The sequence below is a fragment of the Pseudoalteromonas phenolica genome, from assembly GCF_001444405.1.
In the GTDB taxonomy this organism is placed as follows: Bacteria; Pseudomonadota; Gammaproteobacteria; order Enterobacterales; family Alteromonadaceae; genus Pseudoalteromonas; species Pseudoalteromonas phenolica.
The window spans coordinates 2656354-2682929 of record NZ_CP013187.1 but is presented as its reverse complement, the minus strand read 5'-3'; the positions used below and the strand labels follow the sequence as shown (position 1 = coordinate 2682929).

22 protein-coding genes and 11 tRNA genes are annotated in these 26576 nt (G+C 41.3%); 25 read left to right on the top strand and 8 right to left on the bottom strand.

The window, feature by feature from the left end; genetic code table 11:
* Positions 1-120: 120 nt before the first annotated feature.
* Positions 121-2460, bottom strand: coding sequence for a carbohydrate binding family 9 domain-containing protein (locus PP2015_RS11900; RefSeq protein ID WP_058030545.1), 2340 nt, complete (start codon positions 2458-2460; stop codon positions 121-123).
* 210 nt (positions 2461-2670) lie between these two features.
* Here PP2015_RS11900 and PP2015_RS11895 point away from each other — a divergent pair, with 210 nt between their 5' ends.
* The 15 genes from PP2015_RS11895 to PP2015_RS11825 all read left to right on the top strand — a co-directional run bounded on the left by PP2015_RS11895 (position 2671) and on the right by PP2015_RS11825 (position 8610).
* The gene (locus PP2015_RS11895; RefSeq protein ID WP_058030544.1) at positions 2671-3819 is read left to right on the top strand and encodes a dicarboxylate/amino acid:cation symporter; all 1149 of its coding nucleotides are present in this window, start codon (positions 2671-2673) and stop codon (positions 3817-3819) included.
* Positions 3820-4004: 185 nt separating this feature from the next.
* The gene (gene uvrY / locus PP2015_RS11890) at positions 4005-4655 is read left to right on the top strand and encodes a UvrY/SirA/GacA family response regulator transcription factor (protein ID WP_058030543.1); all 651 of its coding nucleotides are present in this window, start codon (positions 4005-4007) and stop codon (positions 4653-4655) included.
* 9 nt (positions 4656-4664) lie between these two features.
* Positions 4665-6488, top strand: a complete 1824-nt coding sequence (gene uvrC / locus PP2015_RS11885) for an excinuclease ABC subunit UvrC (protein WP_058030542.1) — start codon at positions 4665-4667, stop codon at positions 6486-6488.
* A 41-nt stretch (positions 6489-6529) separates the two neighbouring features.
* Positions 6530-7075, top strand: coding sequence for a CDP-diacylglycerol--glycerol-3-phosphate 3-phosphatidyltransferase (pgsA, locus tag PP2015_RS11880; RefSeq protein ID WP_058030541.1), 546 nt, complete (start codon positions 6530-6532; stop codon positions 7073-7075).
* A 168-nt stretch (positions 7076-7243) separates the two neighbouring features.
* Positions 7244-7319 (top strand) — tRNA-Gly (locus tag PP2015_RS11875).
* A 14-nt stretch (positions 7320-7333) separates the two neighbouring features.
* A tRNA-Cys gene (locus tag PP2015_RS11870) sits at positions 7334-7407 on the top strand.
* Positions 7408-7441: 34 nt separating this feature from the next.
* Positions 7442-7528: transfer RNA gene (locus PP2015_RS11865), tRNA-Leu, on the top strand.
* A gap of 98 nt (positions 7529-7626) precedes the next feature.
* A tRNA-Gly gene (locus PP2015_RS11860) sits at positions 7627-7702 on the top strand.
* A gap of 31 nt (positions 7703-7733) precedes the next feature.
* Positions 7734-7820 (top strand) — tRNA-Leu (locus PP2015_RS11855).
* A gap of 22 nt (positions 7821-7842) precedes the next feature.
* Positions 7843-7918 (top strand) — tRNA-Gly (locus PP2015_RS11850).
* Positions 7919-7949: 31 nt separating this feature from the next.
* Positions 7950-8025: transfer RNA gene (locus tag PP2015_RS11845), tRNA-Gly, on the top strand.
* 110 nt (positions 8026-8135) lie between these two features.
* A tRNA-Gly gene (locus tag PP2015_RS11840) sits at positions 8136-8211 on the top strand.
* A gap of 104 nt (positions 8212-8315) precedes the next feature.
* A tRNA-Gly gene (locus tag PP2015_RS11835) sits at positions 8316-8391 on the top strand.
* An 18-nt stretch (positions 8392-8409) separates the two neighbouring features.
* Positions 8410-8483: transfer RNA gene (locus PP2015_RS11830), tRNA-Cys, on the top strand.
* Positions 8484-8523: 40 nt separating this feature from the next.
* Positions 8524-8610, top strand: a tRNA-Leu gene (locus PP2015_RS11825).
* Positions 8611-8747: 137 nt separating this feature from the next.
* On the opposite strand, the gene PP2015_RS11820 is transcribed toward PP2015_RS11825, so the two are convergent.
* Entirely contained in the window at positions 8748-9080 is a 333-nt protein-coding gene (locus PP2015_RS11820; protein ID WP_058030540.1) for a ribonuclease E inhibitor RraB, read from the bottom strand.
* A gap of 138 nt (positions 9081-9218) precedes the next feature.
* Between PP2015_RS11820 and PP2015_RS11815 the strand changes: the two genes are divergently transcribed.
* Genes PP2015_RS11815 through PP2015_RS11800 form a run of 4 tightly spaced genes read left to right on the top strand, consistent with a single transcriptional unit; the run spans position 9219 to position 16387 of the window.
* Positions 9219-10940 (top strand): autotransporter assembly complex protein TamA, encoded by a 1722-nt coding sequence (locus PP2015_RS11815; RefSeq protein WP_237113192.1) that lies wholly within the window; start codon positions 9219-9221, stop codon positions 10938-10940.
* The gene (locus PP2015_RS11810) at positions 10940-14668 is read left to right on the top strand and encodes a translocation/assembly module TamB domain-containing protein (protein WP_058030539.1); all 3729 of its coding nucleotides are present in this window, start codon (positions 10940-10942) and stop codon (positions 14666-14668) included. The genes PP2015_RS11815 and PP2015_RS11810 overlap by 1 nt, the downstream gene beginning before the upstream one ends.
* A complete protein-coding gene (locus PP2015_RS11805; protein ID WP_058030538.1) occupies positions 14665-15495 on the top strand; it encodes a substrate-binding periplasmic protein in 831 nt (276 codons plus the stop codon). Before PP2015_RS11810 ends, PP2015_RS11805 begins: the two co-directional genes overlap by 4 nt.
* A gap of 4 nt (positions 15496-15499) precedes the next feature.
* On the top strand, positions 15500-16387 hold the full coding sequence (locus tag PP2015_RS11800; RefSeq protein ID WP_083496578.1) for a peptidylprolyl isomerase: 888 nt from the start codon (positions 15500-15502) through the stop codon (positions 16385-16387).
* A 209-nt stretch (positions 16388-16596) separates the two neighbouring features.
* On the opposite strand, the gene queF is transcribed toward PP2015_RS11800, so the two are convergent.
* Positions 16597-17442, bottom strand: a complete 846-nt coding sequence (gene queF, locus PP2015_RS11795; protein ID WP_058030537.1) for an NADPH-dependent 7-cyano-7-deazaguanine reductase QueF — start codon at positions 17440-17442, stop codon at positions 16597-16599.
* Positions 17443-17502: 60 nt separating this feature from the next.
* On the opposite strand from queF, the gene syd reads away from it, so the two are divergent.
* A complete protein-coding gene (gene syd, locus PP2015_RS11790; RefSeq protein ID WP_058031625.1) occupies positions 17503-18042 on the top strand; it encodes a SecY-interacting protein in 540 nt (179 codons plus the stop codon).
* Between the two features lie 73 nt (positions 18043-18115).
* Here syd and PP2015_RS11785 read toward each other — a convergent pair whose 3' ends face one another.
* The gene (locus PP2015_RS11785) at positions 18116-18889 is read right to left on the bottom strand and encodes a Zn-ribbon-containing protein (protein ID WP_058030536.1); all 774 of its coding nucleotides are present in this window, start codon (positions 18887-18889) and stop codon (positions 18116-18118) included.
* Between the two features lie 2 nt (positions 18890-18891).
* Entirely contained in the window at positions 18892-19155 is a 264-nt protein-coding gene (locus tag PP2015_RS11780) for a hypothetical protein (RefSeq protein WP_058030535.1), read from the bottom strand.
* A gap of 245 nt (positions 19156-19400) precedes the next feature.
* Here PP2015_RS11780 and PP2015_RS11775 point away from each other — a divergent pair, with 245 nt between their 5' ends.
* On the top strand, positions 19401-20057 hold the full coding sequence (locus tag PP2015_RS11775) for a GNAT family N-acetyltransferase (RefSeq protein WP_058030534.1): 657 nt from the start codon (positions 19401-19403) through the stop codon (positions 20055-20057).
* Between the two features lie 2043 nt (positions 20058-22100).
* Here PP2015_RS11775 and PP2015_RS11765 read toward each other — a convergent pair.
* Positions 22101-22403 (bottom strand): DUF3301 domain-containing protein, encoded by a 303-nt coding sequence (locus PP2015_RS11765; RefSeq protein ID WP_058030532.1) that lies wholly within the window; start codon positions 22401-22403, stop codon positions 22101-22103.
* A complete protein-coding gene (locus PP2015_RS11760; protein ID WP_058030531.1) occupies positions 22403-23431 on the bottom strand; it encodes a DUF3549 family protein in 1029 nt (342 codons plus the stop codon). The genes PP2015_RS11765 and PP2015_RS11760 overlap by 1 nt, the downstream gene beginning before the upstream one ends.
* 140 nt (positions 23432-23571) lie before the next feature.
* On the opposite strand from PP2015_RS11760, the gene PP2015_RS11755 reads away from it, so the two are divergent.
* The 4 genes from PP2015_RS11755 to PP2015_RS11740 are packed head-to-tail and all read left to right on the top strand — an operon-like array spanning position 23572 to position 25674.
* Entirely contained in the window at positions 23572-23898 is a 327-nt protein-coding gene (locus PP2015_RS11755) for a YqcC family protein (RefSeq protein WP_058030530.1), read from the top strand.
* 12 nt (positions 23899-23910) lie between these two features.
* Positions 23911-24645: a tRNA pseudouridine(65) synthase TruC gene (gene truC / locus PP2015_RS11750; RefSeq protein WP_058030529.1), complete on the top strand. Its 735-nt coding sequence runs from the start codon at positions 23911-23913 to the stop codon at positions 24643-24645.
* Positions 24645-25085, top strand: a complete 441-nt coding sequence (locus PP2015_RS11745) for a flavodoxin (RefSeq protein WP_058030528.1) — start codon at positions 24645-24647, stop codon at positions 25083-25085. Before truC ends, PP2015_RS11745 begins: the two co-directional genes overlap by 1 nt.
* 1 nt (position 25086) lies before the next feature.
* A complete protein-coding gene (locus PP2015_RS11740) occupies positions 25087-25674 on the top strand; it encodes a hypothetical protein (RefSeq protein WP_058030527.1) in 588 nt (195 codons plus the stop codon).
* 71 nt (positions 25675-25745) lie between these two features.
* Here the strand turns inward: PP2015_RS11740 and dapD are convergent, their stop codons facing one another.
* Positions 25746-26573, bottom strand: coding sequence for a 2,3,4,5-tetrahydropyridine-2,6-dicarboxylate N-succinyltransferase (gene dapD, locus PP2015_RS11735; protein WP_058030526.1), 828 nt, complete (start codon positions 26571-26573; stop codon positions 25746-25748).
* Positions 26574-26576: the final 3 nt, after the last annotated feature.

Below are 26576 nucleotides of genomic sequence, written 5' to 3'. Positions count from 1 at the left end.
GATTTAATTAGTGTTCACTTTACTGAGGTCGGACAAAAACAGAAGTAAAGATTGGCTATAAGATATATCAAATATGCTTATAGCCGAAAAGTATAAAAAGTTTGTTTTATATGCTTTACATTACATTAACCAAGCATAGCTAAACTTCATAAAGAAAGTCTTTGAATCCTTTGTAATTTCTTCTAATTCATCATCTTGATAGCCACTATCAGAGAAGCCAGCAAAGAACACAGTTTGAGGGTTTAACTTATAAGAGTAAAGTAGCTGTGTGCTTAACCCTTTATAAGTGGCATCAACTGAGTCGATGTAATTACTCGGGTTGCGTTCAATGTCTGTTTTAATCACAGCCAATCTTAAATAGCTATTTAAATTAAACTGATAAGTCATTCGTACATCAGTTAGATTGGCAGTGAATACATCTGCGCCATCTGCTTCTAATGTTTGATAAGTATGTCTGAATCGCAGTTCAAAATGCTTGCCTAAATTCAGATTAATGACAGGGCGTACTCTGAACTGTTCTCCTAGACGGTTGTTAGCAAGGTCTACTTTATTACCCGTGCTAATATTAAGGCTGGTAAACACACCTGATACCGGCTTCATTTCCATGTAGGTCCAGAGGTTGTTTTCGGTAAACAAATCTGTGTTTCCGTCGATGGCAAGGCTTGCTTCGTTATGTCTAAGGCCTGTACGTTTTCTATGTTCTACACCTGTATTAATATGACTTTGCAGTGGACCATTAATAGAGAAGTTAGTTTGTACTTCTTTCTCTAATAATTCATTATTGTCGTTATGCGTAATGTCCCAATCAGTGTACCAATTAGCACGGTTCCACCAAGTGTTCTCATCGCCATACCAACGATACTCGTAACCGGCCAAAAACTTATTGAAGTCGATTTGCGACATAAAGCCTAAATCAGAGCGTAGACCTCTATCTCGGTACTGATAGCTGGTAAAAGCACGCCAATGCTTTTCGTTATGCTCATAATTTAATAAGTAGCCCATACCTTTAGTATCTACTTCATTAAGCACACGTAAAGTGCTTTCATTTAAATCGCAGTCTGAGCTTTCTTCGCATTCTGGCTGAGATGGTTTTTGGCAGTCGCCTTGTTCACCATTACACAGTTCATCAACAAAAGCTTGCGTATAGTCGGTATCTGAAAACAATACTTGCGCTTTAAAAATATCGTTATTTGTAAGCTTATACTTGCTGTCTAAGCTAATCACTTGGTTACTGTAATCATTGCTTTGCCTTACCGTTGTTGTCGTTCCTACAGATAACACATTGTTAAAGTCATAGCGGTATCTTAATGCTAGGTTCTCGCTTTTTTGGTCAAATGAAACAACGCGCGAGCCTAAGTTACCCGGGATCATTACATTTAGTTTTTCATCGTTAGCGATGAAGGCACCAACAGTGTGACCTTGCTTATTACTGGTAAACTTCACGCCATAATCTGGCGCAGCAATATTTCTGGTATGGATCAGGTTTAAATGTGATGAGAAGTAGTCAGAATTATCTAAAAAGAAAGCACGCTTTTCTGGAAAGAACAAACTAAAGCTATTGTTGACGCTGAGCTGGCCTGTATCGGCTTCTACTTGAGAAAAGTCAGGATTCAGAGTGGCGTTAAGTGTCATATCAGGGGTGATAGCCCATTTTACATCTAAGCTTGGCTCGACATTATCTTCATCAATCCATTCACCAGTCTCATTACCATCGATATCTCGAGTTTGTTGTTTACTTGCAACCAGTGAGGGAATAAGCGCAAAGTTGTTGCCTTGTTTTGCTTGCTCAAAGCCGGTGTACTCAGGCATTTGGCAGATCCAACAGTTATTGGCATGTTCAATCTGCATACTCGAAATACGAAGACGTTGATCTCGTGGGTAGAACCTTAAAAACTCCATAGCCATGGTTTTTGTGTCTATACTGTCATCAAAATTCAAAACCCTTAAAGGAATTTCTACTTCGACGTAATAACCACCCTCATGGATGGTACCAGCACTATCCCAAATACCATTCCAAGAGCTGTTTTCGCTTTTCGTTAGTTCATTTTCAATAGAATCTTGTTGCACACCAAGAGGATTAATAAATAATTGATAAGCACTCAAGCTATTGTTGAATGAGTCAATTTTGATACCAACAAGGTCATCGTTCCAAGCACTATCACGGTCTCGATAGAAAGCGCGAATAAGTTCAGGGTTTGGGTCTTTTGCATCGAATGCAATGAATAATGAGGTACCATTTTCGAATACGTAAGCCGTTGTTTCAATTGGGCTCTTAATGTTTTCTTGTGGCCATGTAACATTATTAATTGTTATTTTTTTTGCTTGTTGCCAAACGGCTTCGTCAAGTTTGCCATCAATTTCAGCCGTAGCGTTAATAAAAGGCAGTGATTCAGAGGCAAATGATTGACTAGAAGCAGCGAGTAATGCTGCAAAGATGGTCGATAGAGAAGTTTTTAACATTATTGCGGTAATTTATAACACCAGAAATTAGCATAAATTAAATAGCACTCTAAGTTTGTTAACAATGCATAATCGTTAGAGGCACCGTTTTTTAAGTTAAGTGTCTCAGTGTGTACCTGTTATGCTAATTCTTATGAAGAATAACGAATTTATAACAAATTCTCTGTAAAACATGTTAAAACGGCGCATCGTTTTTATCAGGGATAATTTATGTCGTTAATTTTGAAGTTACTTGCCGGTATCGCCGCAGGTATTGTGGTGGGCTCATATCTACCTTTACCGCTAGTAGAGCTACTTTACACATTTAAAGTGATTGTAGGTCAATTAATTAGTTTTACCATTCCTTTAATTATCTTGTTTTTCATAGCCTCAGGTATTGCAGGTTTGCCTAAAGAAGCGGGGCATTTATTAGGTAAAACAGTGGGCTTTGCTTATGGCTCTACTATTTTAGCGGGCACCTTAGCTTTCTTGTTGGTAAACGCTTTCGTTCCATTTTTTGAAGGCACAACAACTTACCAAGCTGTTCAAGGCACAGAACTAAAGAGTTTTATTAATATTGAAATCCCACCTTTGATGGGCGTAATGACTGCACTGGCAGCTGCATTCATTTTTGGTATTGGTATTAGTCAACTGGCATTGAAAGACCTACAGAATGTAGTTGATCAAGGTCGTGATGTCATTGATGCTTTGCTAGCGAAAGTGATTATTCCTGCTCTTCCTTTTTACATTGCGGGTGTATTCGCTGAAATGGCGGTTGCAGGCACAGTGGCTGATACTTTAAGCACGTTTGGTATTGTTTTAGTTGCTGCGGTAGTAATGCACTGGTTGTGGTTATCTGTTTTGTTCATCGGTTCGGGTATTTTGTTAAAGCGTAGCCCAATCGAATTAGTCAAAAACATGTTACCGGCTTACTTTACTGCGATAGGAACTATGTCTAGTGCGGCAACTATTCCAGTTTCTTTACGAGCGAGTAAAGCTAATGGCGTAAAAGAGGAAGTCGCCAACTTTTCTGTGCCACTGTGTGCAACCATTCACCTTTCAGGTTCAACCATTACAATAGTAACGTGTGCTATGGCAGTAATGTTATTGTCACCAGAAATGTCGATGCCTAGTATTACAAGCATTTTGCCATTTATTTTGATGTTAGGTGTTGTCATGATCGCAGCCCCAGGTGCACCAGGAGGAGCGGTGATGTCAGCACTGGGCTTATTGACTTCAATGCTTGGTTTTTCTGAAGGCGCAGTTGCGTTAATGATTGCACTTTATCTAGCCCAAGATAGCTTTGGTACAGCGTGTAATGTCACCGGCGATGGTGTGATTGCATTATGGGTGAATAAGTTCTCAGAGCAAGGCAAATAATATAATAAAACACAGTCACTTAAAGTAAAAAGACTAGAACCAACATTCTGGTCTTTTTTAGTTATTTAGTATGGTTTTTTAGCTAATACAAAAGTTTATTCGTTATTTTTTACATAATTATGTGTTAATCTCGAATTGCTATTTTCTGTGATTGCGATTACCAAATTTTCTGTGAGGGTGTGCCATTGATTAATGTGCTATTAGTTGATGATCATGAGCTAGTAAGAACCGGCATCAAACGAATTCTAGATGATGTTCGTGGCTTTAAAGTAATAGGTGAAGCTAAAACGGGTGAAGAAGCGGTGAAGTTTTGTCGCGATAATAACCCGGATATTGTTTTAATGGACATGAATATGCCTGGGATTGGCGGTCTCGAAGCGACAAAAAAAATATGCCGATACAATCCTGATATAAAGGTAATTGTATTAACTGTACATTGTGAAGACCCATTCCCAAGCAAAGTAATGCAAGTGGGCGCACAGGGCTACCTGACCAAAGGTACAGGCTCAGACGAAATGATCAATGCCATCCGTGCGGTAAACTCAGGACAGCGATACATTGCCCCTGAAATTGCCCAACAAATTGCGCTTGCGCAGTTTAGTGGTCGCAACGATGAAAACCCATTTCAATCTTTATCTGAGCGCGAGCTGCAAATCATGTTGATGATCACTAAGGGTGAAAAAGCACAAGATATTGCAGACAGGCTTAACTTGAGTTCAAAAACGGTGAACAGCTATCGTTACCGCATGTTCGAAAAACTAAATGTAGGCGGTGATGTAGAGCTGACACATTTAGCCATTCGCCATAAAATGATTGATATAGACACATCGAACTAATCATCTTTAATGGCAGTATTTGATTCAAAAGCCTTTTTAAAAACATTATCTACAGAACCTGGTGTTTATCGTATGTACGATGCACAACATCAGGTTATTTATGTTGGTAAGGCGAAAAATTTAAAAAAACGCGTTTCGAGTTACTTTCGTAGTAACATCCCTGACGCTAAAACCCGAGTATTGGTAAGTAACATCGCTAATATAGAGGTGACGCTGACAAATACAGAAACCGAAGCTCTACTTTTAGAAAATAATCTAATAAAACAGTATCAACCTAGATACAACATCTTATTAAGGGACGATAAGTCTTACCCTTATATTTTCTTAAGTGGACATAAGCACCCTAGGTTGGCTTTTCACCGAGGAAGCCGAAAACAAAAAGGTGATTATTTCGGTCCGTACCCAAGTAGTGCCGCAGTATCAGAAAGTTTGCGCTTAATGCAAAAAATTTTCCCTGTTCGCCAATGCGAAGATGCATATTACCGTGCCCGTAGCCGACCGTGTTTGCAATATCAGCTAAAACGTTGTGCGGCACCTTGTGTTGGCAAGGTTTCTGACGATGAATATAAAGAACAAGTCGATCTGGTAAAGCAGTTTTTATCAGGAAAATCTCATCAAGTGATTGCGGCCTTGGTAGAGAAGATGGAACAGGCCAGTATGGCCTTGAACTTTGAACTCGCCGCAAAAGTGCGAGATCAAATTGCGATTTTAAGACAAATGCAAGAACAGCAGTTTGTGGCTGGTAATCTAGGTGAAATAGATATTATTGGTTTCCAGCAGCAAAACGGCATTTGTGCGATTCATTTATTAATGGTCCGAGACCATAAAGTACTGGGGAGTAAGACCTACTTCCCTAAAGTGCCTAAAGACTCGCAACAAGACGAAATTGTCACGTCATTTATTGGGCAATATTATGTAGGCGCGGGCACGCAACGTCAGATCCCGAAAGAAATCGTGCTGCCTTTTGAATTGCAAGAGCAAAATGAACTCATTAATGCGCTATCGCAACTGGCTGATAAAAAAGTAGAGTTAAAGGCGTCTGTTCGCTCTGAACGTGCGCAATATCTCGCACTTGCAAATAAAAATGCATTAAACAGCATTGTTGTAAAACAAAACGCGCAAGATTCCATTACTAAACGCTACGCTTTATTAAAAGAAGCATTGCAATTGAGCGATATCAACCGTATGGAGTGTTTCGATATCAGCCATACTATGGGTGAAAATACCATTGCTTCCTGTGTGGTATTTGATGGTAGTGGTCCAAATAATAAAGAATATCGCCGCTATAACGTCACAGGGATCACACCAGGTGATGACTATGCGGCAATGGCATTTGCTTTGAATAAACGTTATGGCAAGTTGAAAGATGAAGAGAAGATCCCAGATGTTATCTTTATAGATGGTGGTAAGGGACAACTTAATAAAGCAGAAGCGTTTTTTGAAGATTGGCCGCATAGCAAAATGCCATTGCTAGTCGGTGTAGCGAAAGGCACAAGCCGAAAACCCGGTCTAGAGACATTATTGATAGATGGTGGCAGACGAACGGTTAACCTTGACTCAGATTCACCTGCTTTACATCTAATTCAACATATACGAGATGAATCACACCGTTTTGCCATAGCAGGGCATAGAAACAAACGGCAAAAACAGCGAACTCAATCTTTGTTAGAAGAAATAGAAGGAGTAGGGCAGAAACGTCGACAAGCCTTGTTAAAATACTTAGGTGGTATGCAAGGTGTAAAATCGGCTACTATAGCGCAGTTAAATCAAGTGCCAGGGATCAGCCAAGATATGGCTGAAAAGATATTTAATCATTTGCATGACAAAGCCTAATTGATCATGCAACACTATAAAAAAAGATACACAAAGTAGTTATGTGGAATATTCCTAATACCCTAACAACATTTAGATTGTTACTTATCCCTGTTTTTGCAGTGGTGTTTTATTTGCCTTATTCATGGGCTTTTTTTGCAGCCGCCTTTATTTTCTGGCTAGCATCGGTAACCGATATTCTTGATGGCTACTTGGCACGAAAACTAGATCAATCAACGCCTTTTGGAGCGTTTTTAGATCCTGTTGCAGATAAAGTCATGGTGAGTGTGGCTCTCGTTGTTTTAGCAACCCACTATCAAAACATCTTTATTACTTTGGCTGCGCTTATCATTATTAGCCGCGAAATTGTGATATCAGCACTAAGAGAGTGGATGGCCGAGCAAGGCAAACGTGGCAATGTAGCAGTGAGTAATATGGGTAAGTTTAAAACTGCTGCACAAATGTTAGCCATTATTGGTTTGATTTGGCAGTATGCGCCTTGGATGACCATGTTAAGTTATGCCCTTTTGGCAATTGCAACACTATTAACTGTGACGTCAATGTTGGCATATTTGAATGCGGCAAAGTCTGAATTGATTAAATCTTGATATTTTACGGCTATATAGGCAGCAGTTTAGATAAAAATTGAGCAAACGATTAAAAACATTCATTTTTTATATTGACGCATTATTAAAGATCTGTAGAATGCGTCCGTGTTGAGAGGGCAGTATGCCTCAAAACGATAAAAGAAGTGAGTAAATGACTTACTTTGGAATGCGAGTATAGCTCAGCTGGTAGAGCGCGACCTTGCCAAGGTCGAGGTCACGAGTTCGAACCTCGTTACTCGCTCCAATCTTTTATACGTCGGCGGAATGGCAGAGTGGCCATGCAGCGGATTGCAAATCCGTCTACCTCGGTTCGACTCCGGGTTCCGCCTCCATTTCTCAACACTCCACATGCGTAAGCAGCCCGATGCCCGGGTGGTGGAATTGGTAGACACAAGGGATTTAAAATCCCTCGTCAGTAATGACGTGCCGGTTCAAGTCCGGCCCCGGGCACCATTGGTTTTAGAATCAATTGATGCGAGTATAACTCAGCTGGTAAAACGTAAAGGCGCGACCTTAGTTTTTTTTAGTTGAATTAAAAAGCAACATGGAATGCGAGTATAGCTCAGCTGGTAGAGCGCGACCTTGCCAAGGTCGAGGTCACGAGTTCGAACCTCGTTACTCGCTCCAAATTGGTTTTATATGCAACGCAAAACCCGATGCCCGGGTGGTGGAATTGGTAGACACAAGGGATTTAAAATCCCTCGTCAGTAATGACGTGCCGGTTCAAGTCCGGCCCCGGGCACCATTGATTTTAGAATCAATTTGATGCGAGTATAGCTCAGCTGGTAGAGCGCGACCTTGCCAAGGTCGAGGTCACGAGTTCGAACCTCGTTACTCGCTCCAAATTGGTTTTAATGTTAAAGATTTATGGAACGCGAGTATAGCTCAGCTGGTAGAGCGCGACCTTGCCAAGGTCGAGGTCACGAGTTCGAACCTCGTTACTCGCTCCAATTTATCTTTAACTTAAAAATGTTAAACGGAATGCAAGTATAGTTCAGCTGATAAACATAGAGACGCGATCTTGTTTTTATCTAATCTGAATTAAAAAGCATTATGGAACGCGAGTATAGCTCAGCTGGTAGAGCGCGACCTTGCCAAGGTCGAGGTCACGAGTTCGAACCTCGTTACTCGCTCCAACTTAACATTTACTCTAAATAAATGAATGCAAGTATAGTTTAGCTGATAAAGGTAAAGACGCGACCTCGTTTTATCTCAGTTGAAATAAAAAGCATTATGGAACGCGAGTATAGCTCAGCTGGTAGAGCGCGACCTTGCCAAGGTCGAGGTCACGAGTTCGAACCTCGTTACTCGCTCCAATTTATTTTGAACATTTAGGCGGAATGGCAGAGTGGCCATGCAGCGGATTGCAAATCCGTCTACCTCGGTTCGACTCCGGGTTCCGCCTCCATTATCGAAAGATAACTCTCCACATGCGAAAGCAGCCCGATGCCCGGGTGGTGGAATTGGTAGACACAAGGGATTTAAAATCCCTCGTCAGTAATGACGTGCCGGTTCAAGTCCGGCCCCGGGCACCATTTATTCTCTTAAAACTTTTCTTTTTAATCTTATTAAAAACTAACTTTCTAACTTTCTAACTTTCTAACTTCTCGCTTTATTTTGTGCAATAAAAAAGGCGCGTGTCGCACCTTTTAAAAATTTAAACTGATTTTCTTTATTCAGTATCAGCCATAATACCCCAGCCATCGCCATAGCCTTCATGTGAATTGGCAATGCTTTCTAGGTATTGTTCAGTTTGGCTTAAAAGCTGATGTTCTGGCACCATTTCAACCGTTGTTACAACTTCCCATACACCTGTGTCTTTACACTTTTGTAATTCGGTCTTTGGCGCAAGCTCATCTTCAGAAATTGCTTTAGCAAAAGACTCAGCTTGATCTTTTTGCTCAAATAAAATGAAAAAGTCGACCATGTGCATTTGGTTTAAGTTAATGCCTTCAGCAGCCATTTCAGCTAATAATTGGCCGTTATCGTCATCAGGAAATTGCATAGTGTTACCCAGTATTTTTAACTATGTGTATTGTCGGTGATATTAGCAAAAATAAAAAGCTTTAAAGCGAGATTTATTGTTCATCTATTGTTGATTTGAAATATGCTACACTGGCACTTCGGTATGGGAGGGAAGTATTTGAAACTGTTTGCGATTGTTGTTATTTGTTGGTGTTTAACTTTTTCTTTATCAACACAGGCTGAGGCGCAATGGCAAGTTGAGGCCATTGAATTTGGCGAAATGCCTGATGAGTTGAGTAAAAATATCAATGGCACGTTGAAGCCGCTACTCAATCAGCCTTTTTCGCAGTCGTTAGAAAACAAATTACTTTCTCAGACCGAGCGAGCTTTACAGGCGCTTGGCTATTATCATGCAAATATCACCTTATCACGTGTCGAGCAAAGCAGTACCCTCAAAATAGAGGCAGAGATTGGCGAACCTATTCGTTGGAAATCGATTCAAATTGAAATAAAAGGCGAGGCCAATAAAGACTCATTTTTGCAAAAAGTATTGTCTAGCATTCCTATTAAAGCCAATGACATAGTTAATCACGATAATTATGAGCAGACAAAAAGTGTGCTTGAATCAAGCCTGATCTCGAAAGGGTATTTTGATTTTAAATGGCTTACTCATCGCCTAGAAATTCATAAACAAAAAAACTTTGCGGTAGCTAAGCTAAAACTAGACTCGGGAAATCGTTATCGTTTTGGCAAAGTTGAAGTGAGCAGGCAAAGTTTGGCGAAAAAATATATTCAGTCACTTGCGCCATTTGATGAAAATACCTTATACGATGAAAACTTACTGTCTGAATATAATTTAGCACTGAATAAAACCCCGTATTTCAGTGCCATTAAAGTTTATCCACAATTACAAAACCGAAAAAATAATTTAGTACCCATTCGTATTGAGGTGGTCGATAAGCCAGCCAATACGTTTGAAGTGGGGGGCGGCTTTAGTACAGAGATAGGCGCAAAAGCACGATTTAAATGGTCAAAGCCATGGATCACCGAAGATGGTCATTTTTTTGATGGCAATTTATTTGTTGCTGAAAAACAGCAGCGTGTCACAGGCAGTTATAGCATTCCGGTGAGCAACCCGAATGATGACTTGTGGCGGGTGACAACCGGTTATGCTCTTGAAGATGAACTGACTGAGGGAGTTAATAGTAAAATCTGGAACGTACAGTTACAGCGCCAATGGTTAACCAGTAATAACTGGGTACGCACGGCATTCTTAAAAAGAGAGCATGAAACAACAACTCAAGCAGGTATCACCGATAAAACGGAGATGTTAATTCCGGGTATTAGCTATGCCAAAAAACAAGCCGTTGGCGGTGTCACGCCTTCTTGGGGGCAACAAACCTTGATCTCGTTAGAGTTCGCCAGTGATGATTTAATTTCTTCCACAACTTTGTTTAAAGCACAGTGGGAGCAAGCATGGTTAAGAAAGTTTGCACTTAAGCATTGGTTTATTGCAAGGCTAGATGCGGGTGCCATTGTCACTGACGACATTAACGAAGTGCCATTTAACTTACGATTTTTTGCTGGGGGTGATCAGAGTATTCGAGGTTTTGCCTATCAATCTGTCGCGCCTTATGAAGAGGGCAAAATTGTCGGTGGTAAATACCTTGCAACGGCTTCGGTAGAATATAACTATCAATTTATGCCAAATTGGCGATTGGCTTTATTTGTTGACTCGGGCACGGCAACTAATGACTTCTCAGAATCATGGGCCGTGGGTGCGGGTTTTGGTTTTCGCTATATTACACCTGTAGGGCCTATTCGGTTAGATCACGCTTGGGGGCTCAGTAAAGAAAGTAAAAGCACACGTCTAAGTATTATTATTGGGCCGGAGATTTAATGCGCTTACACCCTATAACAAAAAGAGTTTTAAATATTGGTTTAGGCACGCTGGTTTTTCTATTTTGTTTAGTGTTTACCAGTGTTGGTCATCAAAGCCTTTTATGGGTTTTAAATAAGTCGGTCGATGGCTTAAATATTAAACTTGATCAAGGTCGTTTATTCGCAGGTGAAAGACTCGATATCACTTGGCGCAGCGAAGGGCTAAATTTATCACTGAGCAACTTTAGGCCGCAACTCAATTGGTTTACCTGTGCAACGGTATGTGTAGAAATAACTGCAGACAGTGTCGATGTAAAGCTTGCTAACTCGTCTACAAATAAAACCACTGAAGAAACCGTAGCAGAAACAAAAACAGAGCAAAGTGAAGAGTCACAAGGTGTTTTTACATTGCCCGTGAATGTCGCCATCGCTAAATTAAATGTGGCTAATATCAAGTTTCAGCAAGGTGATTTGAGAGTTCAAATATCGGACATAAAATCATCAGCTCAATTAATCGACGCAGCAGCAAGGTTGCATGATACTTCAATAAAGCGCATTCATATTATTGATAAAAGAGAAAAAGAACAAGAAAGCCAAGCGCTTACTGAGTTGGCGGCCTTGCCAGCTATTGTTTTACCAGATGGTCTTGATGTTCGAGTATCGCAACTGGCTCTAAGGTCTTTTGAGTACGAAACACCAGCTGGCTCGCAACGCATTAAGCACTTCAATATCGAGGCGAACATCACCTCTCAACAACTTGAATGGCAAAATTTATACTTAGAATATCAGCAGTTCGTTTTGCGCAGTTTTGGTGAGCTTAAAGCCGAAGCAATCAAGCAGCCGTTGGCGTCAATTAAATCAATTACTACGCTGACCACGGAAGAAGAACTCGTCAGGTTACATTTAAATGGCAGCTTTTCTGAGCTAAATATTGACTTAAAGGCCGAAGGTCAGTACCAGGCTGCTGTGTTTGGTAATCTAAATCTTAAACAAACAAACTGGCCATTTGATGTATCGGCACATGTTTACAACCTCCCGTTCTCATACAAAATTCGTGGGCAAGAGTATGATGCTTTAATGGAACAAGCCCAGGTCGAACTTAAAGGCAATGCCGACGATTATAAGTTAAAACTTGATGTCATTGCCGATCAAAAAGAGCTTACAGAGCTTAGTGCAAAAGTGTCCGGAAGAGGCGGTTTAACCGCTATTTCAGAGTTTGCTGGTCGTTTGAACGCGTCAGAAGGCGGTGCCAATTTAACCGGAAAATTAGCTTGGTCTGAGGGTGTGGACGTGCAATTTCACTTAGTAATGGACGCATTACCGCTGTTTTTTATCGACCAGCAGTCGGTGTTAAGCGGTTCAATGAGTGTCTTGGCTAAACAGCAAACTGAGGGGTGGCAAATTGATATTCCTGACGTTGATGTCGACGGGAAACTTTCAGATCTTCCTTTAGCACTCGACGCCAGTTTTAGACTGAATGAGCAGTTGTTTGGCCAAGTCGATAAACTAAAAATGCAGCTCGGTTCGAGCAATTTGCAGTTGTCGGGCTCACTACAGCAAGAGCTGGATTTATCTGGGCGTTTTGCTATTGCACATAACAACCGTTCACAAAAAGCGAATGCGTTGCTGCCTTTTGATGTTGATGCTCAAGGCGAGTTGCAGATTAAAGGGGACCATCATCAACCTAAAGTCAGCTTTAGTTCAGTAATTTCAAAGTTCGAAAATAATGACATTAGTCTCAAAGGGGGCAAGCTCGGTGCCAGCGTTGATTTAGCCAATAATTGGCAAACAAAGACTTTATTATCCATTGAGCAACTCTCAGTCCCTGAGCATCAACTTAATAATATCGAGTTACGTTTCACGGGCGATCAAACTGCACATCGCGCTCAGTTATCAAGTCGTGGAGACGTTCACGCAGAGCTAGATATTCTAGGTGGTTTAAACGCACAAATCTGGCAGGGCGAAATTGTATCTGGGCAAATTGCCTATAAACAATTTGAGACAAGTTTAAAGCATCATTCAAAGCTTAAATATGCCAGTGCGCTGCAATGGCAAACAGGAAAATTATGCGGCGAATTAAATAAATCGCCATGGTGCTTACAAGCCGAACAAAAGGGCAAACAAGGCCAGTTTGATATGGATATTCAAGGCTTTGAATTGGCATCGTTACAAGCATTTTTACCCGTACAACTTAAACTAAATGGTAAAACCAGCCTTAACTCCGCGTTGTCATGGCATGATAAGAAACTTAGCGGGCTTAATGCCAAAGCAAGTTTGCAAAATGTTGCAATAGCACACTCCGAAGCTGATACCGACGCAAATGTTCCGATTGAACATGTCGAAATTAATTTGAGCGGAGACGGTCAGGCTATTTTAAGTCGTTGGCAATTAGATTCTTCGCTATTAGGTAATGTATCTGGTGAAGTAGCTGCGAAAGTGCAAGATAATCAATTACATTCACCAACAGCAAAGATAGAATTGCATGCACTTGCTTTAAACCCAATAGGTCAATTGGCTAATCGCTTCTTGCCACAGCCGATTAATTTAGATGGGCAGTTATCTTCAAAGCTCGCGTTTTCGGGTGATCTAAAACAGCCGAATGTAGTCGGAGAGATAAACGTAACGTCATTTGGTATTGAGCAGTCAGCAATGCCGGTTAGTTTCGTAGATTCGTCATTGAAACTTGATTTAAATGGCCAGACTGCCCGTCTAAACGGTGCACTAAACACCAATGAAGATGGGGTTCTAAATTTAACTGGCTCACTAGATTGGCAAGATAAATTAAATGCTCAAATTGATGTGTCTGGCGAACAAGTACAAATTAATCCGCAAAAAGATATGCGCTTTACTGTCTCTCCTGAATTGTCCGTAAAGTATCAAGATGCTCACTTGTCACTTGGCGGGCGAGTCGATATTCCTCAAGGCAGAATCAAAATCTCTCAATTGCCTGAGCAAGTAGTTTCAGTCTCAGATGATCAAGTTATTATTGATATGCAAACTCAGGAACAAAGTAGTTTGCCATTTACTTATACACTGGATTTAGATGTAGCACTACAAGATGACTTTAGAGTGTACGCATTTGGACTAGATAGCTATGTTTTTGGCCAAATCAGTTTAGATAAAACCCCTGATACCCCTTTGCTTGCCAGTGGAGAGTTTGAGTTGCGAGAAGGCGTATATCAAGCACTTGGTCAAGATTTGCTCATTCAACAAGGGCAAATTGGTTTTAATGGGCCATTATCTCGCCCTTATTTAAATGTAAAGGCAATACGTAACCCAGAAGTAACAGCAGATGATGTTACGGCAGGTGTTGAACTTACAGGTAGCGCCAGTAATCCAAGCTTGAATATTTTCTCTCAGCCAGCAATGGATCAAGCTCATGCATTATCTTATTTGTTGAATGGTGAGCCGCTTGATAAGAGTGAAAATAACAATAATGCATTGTTATCTCAGATGTTACTTGCGCAGAGTATTAATTTTAGTGAAAGCTTTATTAATAAGGCGGGTAAAAAAATCGGCATTGAAGATGTGAGTGTTAGTGCAAAGGGGAGTGGTGATGATACTCAGGTCGAGCTCTCAGGTTATATTACCCCAAGTGTTCAAGTGAGTTATCGGGTGGGAGTATTTGAAGCCATGAATGAGATTGCGATTCGTTACAGAGTATTCTCAAAATTATATATTGAAGCGACAAGTGGTTTATACGATAGTATAGACTTACTCTATCAATTTGATTGGGGATCTGAATGAAGTCTTGGATTATCGCTCTGTGTTTAAATGCCTGTTTTTGTTTTTCAGCCTGTGCTGAACAAACAGTGCGTATCACTTCAGGAGCTGATCCATATGTCATTGCGCTTCTTAATCATACTTTAAGCTATCAAAATGAAGTTCATACGCTGGACTTTGTTAAAAATATTCCTACTCAAAATCGTGCGATACGTTTGTTAGGTGCTGAAAATGGCATTGACGTATTTTGGTCAGTAACCTCTGATGAAAGAGAAAAACAAGCTTTAGCAGTTAGAATACCTATTGTTAAAGGTGTGCTTGGCTATCGTCTCGGGGTGATTAAAAAATCCAGACTTGAATTTTTTACAAAACTGCGAAGTGATGGTGAATTGAAAAAATTGAGGTATGGACTAAGAACTGATTGGCCTGACACGGTTATTTTTAAAGACAACGATTTTAATGTTTTAGAATACTCACAAGAGAATTCGGGCTATGATCTATTGGAGGCATCACGCATTGATGTACTTCCTATTGATGCATTATTTGCAAATGATATCGCCAACATGAGTGACTTAACAATCGATCCCGCTCATGTCTTTTATTACCCCTCAGCAGTTTATTTTTTTGTAGATAAAAATAACAAAACTTTATATCAAAAACTTAAAGTTGGCTTAGATAAATCCATAGAAGACGGTTCGTTTGATACGTTATTCAACCGCCATTTCGAAAATGAGTTAGCTGAATTAGCTTTGGATAAACGTCAAAAAATTACTCTGGTAAATACTTTACTTCCCGCCAGTGCACCTATTCATACAACAAAATACTGGTATAACAATAATCAAGGAAAATAAAAACATGCTTTTACGCGCTTTTGGCCTAACAGCTTGTGTATTGCTCGCTGGTTGTAGCAGCACGCAAAATACTGAGTCAGTACCTATTAAACCTGAAGTTCGCTCACCAAGTACCATCATTAGCTCAGCGTCAGCCGATGTATGGCAGCAAGTAAACAACGACGATGTATTAAGAATTGATTTACCAACAGGTCGCGTTTACGTACACCTTAACCCAGAACTCGCACCGGGGCATGTCGATAATATTAAAAAACTCGCGCGCGAAGGCTTTTATGATGGTTTAAATGTGTACCGTTTTGTTGAAAGCTTTGTGGCGCAAGGTGGCGATCAGTCCGGCGAAAAACAGCCAACTCAAGGTAGTAAAGGCATTGCGGGTGAGATGTTTTTAACCACTGAAACATCTCTTGAGATCACTCCACTCAATGCGCTTGACGGCTATGCTGATAAAACCGGTTTTTTGAATGGCTTTGCAGTTGCACAAAACAGCGATGGTAAAAAGACTTGGATGACCCACTGTACGGGCACATTCGCGATGGCGCGCGGCAACGAAATCGACAGCGGTGGCACTGAGTTTTATATCACCTTAGCGCCACAGCGTTATCTAGATAAAAACACCACAGTATTTGGCCGAGTGCTTGAAGGCATGGAGCATGCCCAGCGTTTAATGCGCACACCTGTAGAAGGGCAGCCGTTTAATTTAATTAGCCAAGTGCGTGTGTTAAGTGATATTTCGGGTGAAGACAACAGTGCTTTTACGGTATTTGATACCAGCTCAGAGGACTTTAAAGAGTTGATTGAATCTCGTAAAAATCGCCCAAGCGAGTGGTTTGTCGATAAGCCAAATCATACAGACGTTTGCTCGGTATCTATCCCGACCAAACGCCTGAATTAAAAGTGATTAACCTGAACTTTGGTTAAGAGATTTACAAATACTTTGATAATCAGAGGTAACTCTTTTCTAAGTCTGCAGCCGGAGACTTTTAGGGATAACAAGGCGAATTTACGCGTCAATAGCTGGCCTATTGCAAGTGAATTCAACAATGTTAGCGTTAAAAGTAGCCGCTGGAGATAGATTTATTATCCAGAGTCCAGGTTAATTATTTACTGACGGTTTGTTCGAATGTGATAAGCCGTCTTATCGCTTTCACTGCTGCGGTAAGGGTTAATGTCTAATCCACCACGTCTTGTATAGCGCGCATAAACCTCTAACTTGCTCGGGTTTAATTCACGCATTAAGTCACAGTAAATTCGTTCTACACACTGCTCATGAAACTCATTGTGATCTCTAAAAGAAATAAGATACTTAAGCAGTGACTCTTTGCACACAGGCTTGCCCGTGTAACTTATCACAATACTTGCCCAGTCAGGCTGAGACGTAATTAAGCAGTTCGATTTAAGTAAGTGGCTATGTAGTGTTTCAGTCACTTCATTGCCATCTTTTACCACGATTAAACCTTCTTGCGGGCTGTAGGTATCAACCTCAATATCAAGCTCATCAATACATTCGCCCGGCATGGCCGTGAATGGAATACAGGCATAGTCTTCAGCTTTGAATAACGTCACTTCGACGTCAGTCTGTGCTGCTTTGCTTAAATCATTGGTTAAAATAGTTTGTACCTCGTCAAAGCTGGCAAACTTAGTTTGGTTAAAACTATTTAAATACAGCTTGAACGACTTAGACTCGATAATATGAGAGCTTTGGCATGGGAACACAAACGCCGCCACAGCCACTTGCGGCTTACCTTTGCTATTCAGCCAAGATAGCTCATAGCCAGTCCAAGTATCTTCCCCTTTAAATGGCAAGTTTTGCTCATCTACCGCAATTTGGTCACGGTTTAGCTTTCTTGCAATTGGGAATAATAAACTTGCATCGTATTGCGACGCGTACTCGGTCGTTTTACCTAACACTGACTCTTTCAGCTCAGGTGCATTGTTGTAATCTGTCATGTTTCACCAATAGTGGTTACAATGGCGCGTATTATAGCGTATCGCACACAGGTTAACAGTATGACAATTAAGCCGCTTTTATCAGAGCTTCACGACAAGTTTAAATCTCACTATCAGCAACAACATGGCACTTTACCGTGCATGTATCACGATGCTGACTGGCCAAGCCCATGCGAAGTTGGCGAAGTGCTAAGCGAGCAACAAATTCAGTGGCAAGCCGTTCCACAGCCAGCAAAAAATAGCCTAAATGATTTAGCAAACGCGTTAGAGTGTGGTTTTCCTGATGCGTTGAATGAGTTCTACAGCAGCTTTTATGCAGGAAACATCATAGGCAAAGTAGAAGGTCATCAAATCGAGTTATTACAAGCGTGGAATGAAGATGACTTTGTGCGTTTACAGCAAAATATTACAGGTCATGTATTAATGAAGCGTAAGCTCAAACATGCTGATACGGTTTTCATTGGGTTAACCGAGCAAGATGACTTGTTGATCACCGTTGAACTTGAGACTAGCAAAGTCTGGTTAGAGTATGTCGGCAAAAGACCGCACCATGTTCTGTCTGATAGCCTAGAAGCATTTTTGCAATCGATTGAGTTTTAATACACATACCTTAATTAATAAAAAAGCGCTCACTTAAACAGTTTGAGCGCTTTTTTACTTTTTAGTTTCGAGTTTACTGAAAATCCCAAGAGATATTCGACACTAGCTCACAGCTGTCACAGCGAAAATCAAATAAGCCAAACCAAGGTTCATCTAACTTCCAATCACCGCCACAGCTTGGGCATTTACGCGCTTGTTCTGCTTCTAGGCTTTCACCGCCTACGCGATACAAATAGTAATAAACCGGCTTTTTGGTCAGGAAACGAATACGCTTAGACAAGTCCATACCACGACGGAATAAATCGCTTTCTGTACTAGAAATCTCTTCTAACGCCGCAAATTCACAGCGGGTGGCACCGTTGATCTGAATCTGATCACATGCTTGCCAATCCTCTTGCCACTTAATTAAAGCCTTGTAATCGCCATTGGCAATGGCAGGAATTTTATAAAGTGGCACAGGCTGAAAGTCATCGCCGCAATAAAGCGGGCTGCATGTATGCACATAGGTGGTATATAAGATATAAGAAGACGGAGCGTCGCATAAGTCGGCGCCATTGGCATGAATATCCTGACCGATCACCTTTACTTTCGGTGCCAGCAAGCCTGCTTCTTGTAAAAGCTCAATGGCTTTTTTTACAAACGGGCTGTGATTAAGCGGGTGTAGCGCATCCTCAAGCGGGCACATAACACGGGTAATAAAGTAGCCGTCTTTTAATACGGTCGGAAACTCATCCCCGATGATCTGTCCGTTAAAACGTAGGGCATTCACCACGCGATTAATGGCGCGCTCAGCGTCATCTAGCGTGGTGTCTTGGTAACAATCAAAAGTTAAATCTACAACGAACATAATTAGTTATCTTTTTCTAATAGCGCGAGTAAGCGGTCAAGTTTTTGTTCAATGCGGTCAAGCTGGCTTTGCTCTGTAGCTTTGACTTTTGGGGTTGCTGCAGGCTGAGTGTTGATGCAATTTGGATCATTTTTGTAGGCGGTCAACCCAGCAATAACCAAAGGCATAGGTACTGGCTCTGATAATTTAGATTTAGTTAAAGCCACAGTCGGGGTTTTGTTTTCAGCAACTAAGGCTGCAATAGCAGAATGAACAGCAGGATGCATGCGTTTTACTCAACAAAATAAAACGCATTCTAGCATAAATCTTTAAAGCTCATAGCTGTGCGCTCAACGATGCTAAACGATTCGCTTTACATAATACACAGTGATCGATTCGTTCTCTCAATGTTTATGTAAATACCAAGAGACTAGAGTGTACTGATAGCATTAACTTGCCTTTTTGCTTAAAAAACACTCAGTAACTATAGTTGACTAAGTTTTCTAGTAAAAATTAGGTAACAGGAAAAATAATGAAAATAGTAGAAGCAGATCAACTGAGCCTAAAGTATTTGGAGCCGGAAGAAATAAACATTGCAGCAAGCCTGCTGTTTCAAGCTTATCAAAGCGATGAATTATTAAAGCAAGTGCTAAGTGCAGATTCTGATGATGACTTTGCGAAAAAGTTACGCGCACTTATTCGCGAAGAACTACAGACTTTTTCGCAAAGTGGTCAAGCCATGTTAGGCGCATTTATCGACGAACAGCTGGTGGGTGTTGCGTGTGCAATCGCCACCAACGGACCTTTGTCTGCTCAGCGTTTTTGGCATTGGCGTTTAAAGCTCATGCTCAGCGCAGGGTATGTTCAAACCAAGCAATTGGTCGCCAAAGAGCAAGCGATAAGAGCGGCTTTAGAGCAATATGGTGAATGCTTTTATTTGTCATTAATTGCCATTCACCCAAACGTACAAGGTCAAGGCCTTGGTCATTACTTATTAAACGGGGTCGAGCAACTTCACCTAGCCGAAGAAGAGATCACAGGCGTGGCAGTATTCATTACACAAACAGCGCAAAAAGCCTTTTTCTTAAAGCACCAATATGAGGTGATTGAGCAAATGACTTTCGGCGAAGTGTCGGGTGAATTGATGTATAAAAAATTAGATGCGGACGGATCGGAAAATTCGCTGTGAGACATTTCCCACATGGTTGTGGGTTTTGGTGTTTTAAACACTTCGCTTTGGCTATGATTTTATTTTAAGTCTATGATAAATAACAAATATCATGTTTTTAACATAAAATGACAATAAATAAATTGCCGTAGGCCGCTTTTGTACTCGGCAAATTACCGTAAACTTAATCATGTCAGGAAGGCAAAGGGATAGGAAAAAGGAATATAGCATAGGGATAAAGGACTAATGCTAGGGCAAGAAGCTCAACAGGATCCTCTGGATGAGGCGTGTAACGGAGTTGCACACAGGAAAAGGAAACACACAGGAGTGTGAGGACTGCCCAAAGAAGGGTGAAGCGGAAACTAGGATGGTTTAAGGTGTTAGGACAACACCTAGGATGAGGATGGAGTACAGGGTGTACTAGGAGCGCATAGGATTTTGCGAAGCGGATTTAGGATAGTAGGAACACAGGACGTGTATAGGATTTTAAACGGACTTATGGTTGTTGATGGAAGACGGCCATTCAGCGGAAGATAAAACAGGATACAGGCTTTGGAAGCTCTCATGGATGTTGTCAACTTTAGGCGCGACTTATGTTGCGCCTTAGTTCTTTCTGACGTCTAGTTTTTCTTTTCTAAACTTTCCAAAATTCATCACCTTATCGTTCAAGATATTCGTTGCGAAGCATGGTTATTTTGCGCAATGTGGAATGAACAATTTTAGCCGCTTTTGTAGGTCGTGATTTATGGCGACATTTTGGGTTTTGACTCTGTGCTTTAGCGCGATAGGTTTAAAAGCTGCCTTCAATTTGACTCTTTGTCGCGTTGGCGACGGCAACCAAAGGGCGGCTAAGCATTTCAATTTTATACTAAGCAGAAACTCATCCTTGAAGCCTTTGCCTGTCAGCATCCAGCCACTATTTTGAAGAGTTCATTTTGTAGGTCGTGCTTTAGCGCGACAGGTTTAAAAGCTGCCTTCAATTTGACTCTTTGTCGCGTTGGCGACGGCAACCAAAGGGCGGCTGCCGCCGACCGCCCTCTGGACTCCCACGGCGCCCTTCATCACACCAGATCCTTCAAAGAATAAATTGATATGAACGTACACGCCATGAAGGTACATCCATGTACAAGCATGGCTTGGCTCGCATCCATGCGAGCGCATTACTCATCAATTAATTCTTTTCAGGGTGTGATAAAAGGGAAAAGGTGTTGCCTGTTGGTTTTGTGCATAGGGCTGCAATGTGCAAAATATACGTTGCGAAGCAAGGTTACTTTTGCGCAAGGTGAAATGAGCGATTTTAACTGTTGATAGAAACATCATTGGTAGCACCGACTTATCGTGCAAAATATACGTTGCGAAGCAAGGTTACTTTTGAGCAAGGTGAAATGAGCAATCTTAACTGTCCTCACTAAATCAGCAATCTCCGAACCTGACAGATCGGAAAATTAGCTGTGAGATATTTCCCACATGGTTGTGGGTTTTGGTGTTTTAAACACTTTGCTTTGGCTGTGATTTGTTTTTAAGTTTATGAAAAATATGAAATATCTTATTTTTAAAATAATATGACATTAAATAAATTGCTGTAAGTCGCTTTTGCTCTCGGCAAATTACCGTAAACTTAATCATGTCAGGAAGGCAAAGGGATAGGAAAAAGGAATATAGCATAGGGATAAAGGACTAATGCTAGGGCAAGAAGCTCAACAGGATCCTCTGGATGAGGCGTGTAACGGAGTTGCACAAAGGAAACAGGACGCACACAGGAGTGTGAGGATAGCCCAAAGATGGGTGAAGCGGAAACTAGGATGGTTACAGGTATTAGGATGATACCTAGGATGAGGATGGAGTACAGGGTGTACTAGGAGCGCATAGGATTTTGCGAAGTGGATTTAGGATAGTAGGAACACAGGACGTGTATAGGATTTTAAATGGATTTTTGGTTGTCGATGGAAGATAACCATTCAGCGGAAGATAAAACAGGATATAGGCTTCGGAAGCTCTCATGGATGTTGTCAACTTTAGGCGCGACTTATGTTGCGCCTTAGTTTTTTCTGGAACCTGTCTTTTTTAGCCCAAGCGATGCGGTGGAATATCTGCTTGCACTAGCTTTTCATTTTCAAGATATAAATAACCTTGATATAAGCTCTCGCCGTCTGAGCTAAATTCAAACAAAAACTGACTTTTTATTCCCAAACGACCACTTTTTAAAATGCCGGGTAGCACTTTTTTACAGGCGACACTGAGCAACTGCACTTGTAATTGCTTTGCTTGTCTTTGCGCATGTTCGTTTGCGGCTTCTGCGATTTTACGGCTATACCAAAAAAAGCCGATAACACTGCCGATAACAATAAAAAGCCAGAGAGTTGCCATTAAGAGAATAACCTACCTATCGCACGAGATAAGGTGTCGCTGCGATTTTCTGCTCGAAGAATACCTAGTACGTGTGGGCGAAGTGACGGAATTGCAACTAAGTCCGCAAAAATACTTGGGAATAACTCAGGCATTTGCTCATTATTAACTGCTAAATCAAGTAGCTTGAATAGGGCTTCTGGTTTTTCAAAGCATAACCAATAACGCCCCGCTAGAGTCAGTAACACGTCTGGTTGGTTGCCTAACTCGCTTGCTAGTACTTGCTCGACTAACTGAGATTTTAACCCTTGTGCTTTGCTACCCGAAAGCGCACGCATGTTGTTAATTAATAGGTTTAAATTATTTTCTGCGATGGCTTGTTCGCATTGCGTGAAGAATAGTTCTGCAAGCTGGGTGTTAATTTCAACATGCTCTAGCATCGCACTTAAAGGCTGCTGAACTTCTTGTGGCAAGCTCGTCCACACCTTAGTTAGGTTTGCGTTGTTTTGGCCGTGATCAAGTCTAAAGGCAAAATCAGCTAGCCCTTGTACTGCAATACTTTGCCACGCGTCGTCTGTTAAATTGCCAGCAAAAAACTGTTCGGTAAACTCATAATACTGCGAAGCAGGCCGCTTTAATTCAGTTTTTAATAGTGCATTGAACGCAGCAAGTTTATTGGCATTCGGTGTAAATACATATGGGTTGTTGTCTAGCTTACCATCGGCTTGCTCGCCTGTTAACTCAGTGCCTAATGCTTCAAGTACCATATTTGCGAAGTGATCACGGCTTGCAAGCACTAACTTACTTTGTTCATCAAGGGGCATTTTTAAAAACCACACATACGGATCAGCGGTGGCTTGGTTATCCCAAAATTGAATGGCGATCAGGGCATGACCAGCAAGCGGGTAAGGGTAAGGTACCTGACCATTTTCAAGTTGATTGAAGAGGGCTTTATCAATTTTAGTGATTTTTCGACCCATGTCGTAAACACGCCACTGTGTGCCTGCTGTGTTTAAAAGATCACCTAAAGTAGAAATATGCGCAGTCATAGTTCGCTCATGCAAATTTTAAATTAGCCGAATTATACGGATTTTCTCGGCACTTGATAAGCGAAGCTGTAAAGCTACTGTAAAGAAGTTAGCTGGGCTATAATTCGCGGGTTTTAAATAGTCTACAAAGAGTTGGTTTGATGAGTCACGCCCAATACCAAGCAGTTTATACCTTATTGAAAGAGCTCGAAGCGGTATTACGCATCGCCAAGCTTTGGCAAAGTGAAAGCATTGAGGCTGAAAAGCTAAATTCTACCGCGCCATTTTGTTGTGATGTGATGACATTTGAGCAGTGGTTGCAGTTTGTGTTTATTCCTAAAATGTCCTTGATGATAGAGCAAGGTATGGCGCTACCGGCCAATATGTCGATTGCGCCCATGGCTGAAATGAGCTTTGCCACTCACCCGCAATATTCGCAGATTTTAAGTCTACTGACTAAGTTAGACGAAAGCTTACAAAAGAATTAAAAGAGAAAGACCATGCTTGAGATTGTCTATCAAGACGAAAACTATGTGGCGATTAATAAGCCTTCGGGCTTATTGGTGCATCGTTCATTTTTAGATAAACGCGAAACCCAATTTGCCATGCAAATGTTGCGTGATCAGCTCGGTCAGCACGTATTTCCGGTGCATCGATTAGACCGACCTACCAGTGGTATTTTGTTGTTTGCATTGAGCTCAGAAGCAGCCAGAGACATGAATCAAGTATTTATTGAGGGCAAAATCGAAAAGCGCTATTTGGCACTGGTGCGGGGTTTTGCGACAGAGCATGTTTATCTAGACAGGCCTTTAAAAGAGCATTTAGATAAAATCGCCGACAAATTTGCCGATCAAGATAAAGCACCGCAAGAAGCGCAAACAGAGTTTAACTGTTTACACCAGGCAAGTTTGCCTATTCCTTTTGGGAAATTCCCGAGCATTCGTTATTCGCTGGTGGAGTGTTTTCCTAAAACCGGTCGTAAGCATCAAATTCGCCGTCATTTAAAGCATTTGGCACATCCTATTTTGGGTGATGTGAACCATGGTGATAACAAGCATAATCACTTTTTTTATGAGCATTTTGGTTTGCAGCGCTTAATGTTATTTGCAACTCGGTTAAAGTTTGTTCATCCTTATACAAAACAAGAAATTACCATTCGGGCGAACCTAGGCGAAGAGATGCTAAATATCTGTGCGCAGTTGGGGTGGCCCAGCAGCGAACAGGACTATCAATAATGGCATCAATTTCAATTTTTGTAGGCAGTGTGTATGGCAATGCACAGAGTTTAGCAGAGCAGGTGCAAACGGCTTTGTCATCGTCGCATCAAGTGCGCTTATTTGAAAGCGCAAGCATCGATGATGTAAAAGCCGCTGAAGTGGCTTTGTTTATTACCTCGACCACAGGTTCTGGTGATCTTCCTGACAACATAGAGCCATTGATTATGCAGCTGCGTAGTCAGTCGCCTATGTTAACCGGTAAAAAAGCGGGGGTGATCTCCTTGGGCGACTCAAGCTACGGTGACACCTATTGTGGTGCCGGCAAGCAAGTCGATGCCTTATTACAAGAATTGAGTGTACAACAAACTGCACCGCGTTTAGACGTCGATGCATGTGAGTATTTTGAACCATGGGAAGTGGTTGAAGCTTGGCTAACGGACTGGCAGAAAACACTTTAATATGTCTAGGTTACAACAATTTAAATGGGTATTTTTACTCAGCAGTATTTTAATTGTGCTGCCAGCAATTGAGAGTAGCTGGTTTGATAACGCATTTGGTTTAAAATGGGGCAGTGAAAAGCTCATGTACTACTTCAGCGTGTTTTTGGTGCCGCTGAAGTTAGCCATGATCATTGCCGGTTGTTGGTTGCTTATTTACTTTGTGAAACACAATGAGGTGAGCAGCAAGGTGAAGCTAGCAGTACTGCCATTAATGTTTATTGCCTCTGTACAAGTCATCATGCTGAGTATCACATCGGTCTATTATGTGTTTAATGGCACCAAGGCCGATAATTATATCGAGCAAGCCAATATCAGCATTCAAAGCCAAGCACCGGGTAAGCTACTGACTGCATATCACGACATTAATATTATGTGCGATAGAGGACTTGGGTTTTACGAGTTGTTATCGGTTATAAAAGAGCCTTGGCTTGGTAAAGCATTAGCCATTGAAAGTTATGAGCCGTTAGAGCAACTCACCATCAGCTTTACAGCAGACAACCAAAGACAGTTTAAGCGGTATGATCTTCAAGGTTTAAGTTGTAACTAACCACTCCATAAAATCGAATAAAAAAGGCCGCAAATCGTCATTGATTTGCGGCCTTTTAAATTTTTTATTGACTACTCATCGATAGAGCGAAGTAGTGCGTTAATACCCACTTTTTCACGTGTCTGTTGGTCAACTTTCTTCACGATAATTGCTGCGTAAAGGCTGTGAGAACCATCTTTGCTTGGCAATGAACCTGGTACAACGACCGCACCTGCTGGTACGCGACCATAATGGATTTCACCCGTTTCACGGTCATAAATACGTGTACTTTGAGAAATGTATACGCCCATTGAAATTACCGCGCCTTCTTCAACAATCACGCCTTCAACGATTTCAGAGCGTGCACCGATGAAACAGTTATCTTCAATGATAGTTGGGTTTGCTTGTAATGGCTCTAATACACCACCAATGCCAACACCACCAGAAAGGTGCACGTTTTTACCAATCTGTGCACATGAACCAACTGTAGCCCATGTATCAACCATAGTGCCTTCATCAACGTATGCACCTATGTTCACGTAGGAGGGCATAAGTACCACGTTCTTACCTACGAAGCTGCCCTGACGTGCAACAGCGTTTGGTACTACGCGCATACCGCCTTGTTGGAATTGCTCCGGCGTGTAGTCAGAAAATTTAAGTGGCACCTTGTCATAAAACTGGTTTACGCCATCATTCATTGGTTGGTTATCACGAATACGGAAAGACAGCAGTACTGCTTTTTTTAGCCACTGATGCACAACCCATTCACCACTGATTTTTTCTGCAACACGAGCAGCACCAGAGTCTAACAATGCAAGAGATTGAATAATTGCATCATTAACTTCGTCACTCACTTGCGTAGGAGTAATGCCATCACGTTGCTCCCATGCTTGTTCGATGATGGTTTTTAAATCTGACATAGT

Coding starts and splice junctions, on each gene's coding strand:
- PP2015_RS11810 (WP_058030539.1), top strand. CDS start 10,940: ATGCGCTTACACCCTATAACAAAAAGAGTTTTAAATATTGGTTTAGGC.
- PP2015_RS11895 (WP_058030544.1), top strand. CDS start 2,671: ATGTCGTTAATTTTGAAGTTACTTGCCGGTATCGCCGCAGGTATTGTG.
- PP2015_RS11740 (WP_058030527.1), top strand. CDS start 25,087: ATGTCTAGGTTACAACAATTTAAATGGGTATTTTTACTCAGCAGTATT.
- syd (WP_058031625.1), top strand. CDS start 17,503: ATGACAATTAAGCCGCTTTTATCAGAGCTTCACGACAAGTTTAAATCT.
- PP2015_RS11780 (WP_058030535.1), bottom strand. CDS start 19,155: ATGCATCCTGCTGTTCATTCTGCTATTGCAGCCTTAGTTGCTGAAAAC.
- PP2015_RS11900 (WP_058030545.1), bottom strand. CDS start 2,460: ATGTTAAAAACTTCTCTATCGACCATCTTTGCAGCATTACTCGCTGCT.
- PP2015_RS11755 (WP_058030530.1), top strand. CDS start 23,572: ATGAGTCACGCCCAATACCAAGCAGTTTATACCTTATTGAAAGAGCTC.
- truC (WP_058030529.1), top strand. CDS start 23,911: ATGCTTGAGATTGTCTATCAAGACGAAAACTATGTGGCGATTAATAAG.
- uvrC (WP_058030542.1), top strand. CDS start 4,665: ATGGCAGTATTTGATTCAAAAGCCTTTTTAAAAACATTATCTACAGAA.
- PP2015_RS11760 (WP_058030531.1), bottom strand. CDS start 23,431: ATGACTGCGCATATTTCTACTTTAGGTGATCTTTTAAACACAGCAGGC.
- PP2015_RS11745 (WP_058030528.1), top strand. CDS start 24,645: ATGGCATCAATTTCAATTTTTGTAGGCAGTGTGTATGGCAATGCACAG.
- PP2015_RS11775 (WP_058030534.1), top strand. CDS start 19,401: ATGAAAATAGTAGAAGCAGATCAACTGAGCCTAAAGTATTTGGAGCCG.
- PP2015_RS11800 (WP_083496578.1), top strand. CDS start 15,500: ATGCTTTTACGCGCTTTTGGCCTAACAGCTTGTGTATTGCTCGCTGGT.
- queF (WP_058030537.1), bottom strand. CDS start 17,442: ATGACAGATTACAACAATGCACCTGAGCTGAAAGAGTCAGTGTTAGGT.
- dapD (WP_058030526.1), bottom strand. CDS start 26,573: ATGTCAGATTTAAAAACCATCATCGAACAAGCATGGGAGCAACGTGAT.
- PP2015_RS11785 (WP_058030536.1), bottom strand. CDS start 18,889: ATGTTCGTTGTAGATTTAACTTTTGATTGTTACCAAGACACCACGCTA.
- PP2015_RS11765 (WP_058030532.1), bottom strand. CDS start 22,403: ATGGCAACTCTCTGGCTTTTTATTGTTATCGGCAGTGTTATCGGCTTT.
- PP2015_RS11820 (WP_058030540.1), bottom strand. CDS start 9,080: ATGCAATTTCCTGATGACGATAACGGCCAATTATTAGCTGAAATGGCT.
- pgsA (WP_058030541.1), top strand. CDS start 6,530: ATGTGGAATATTCCTAATACCCTAACAACATTTAGATTGTTACTTATC.
- PP2015_RS11805 (WP_058030538.1), top strand. CDS start 14,665: ATGAAGTCTTGGATTATCGCTCTGTGTTTAAATGCCTGTTTTTGTTTT.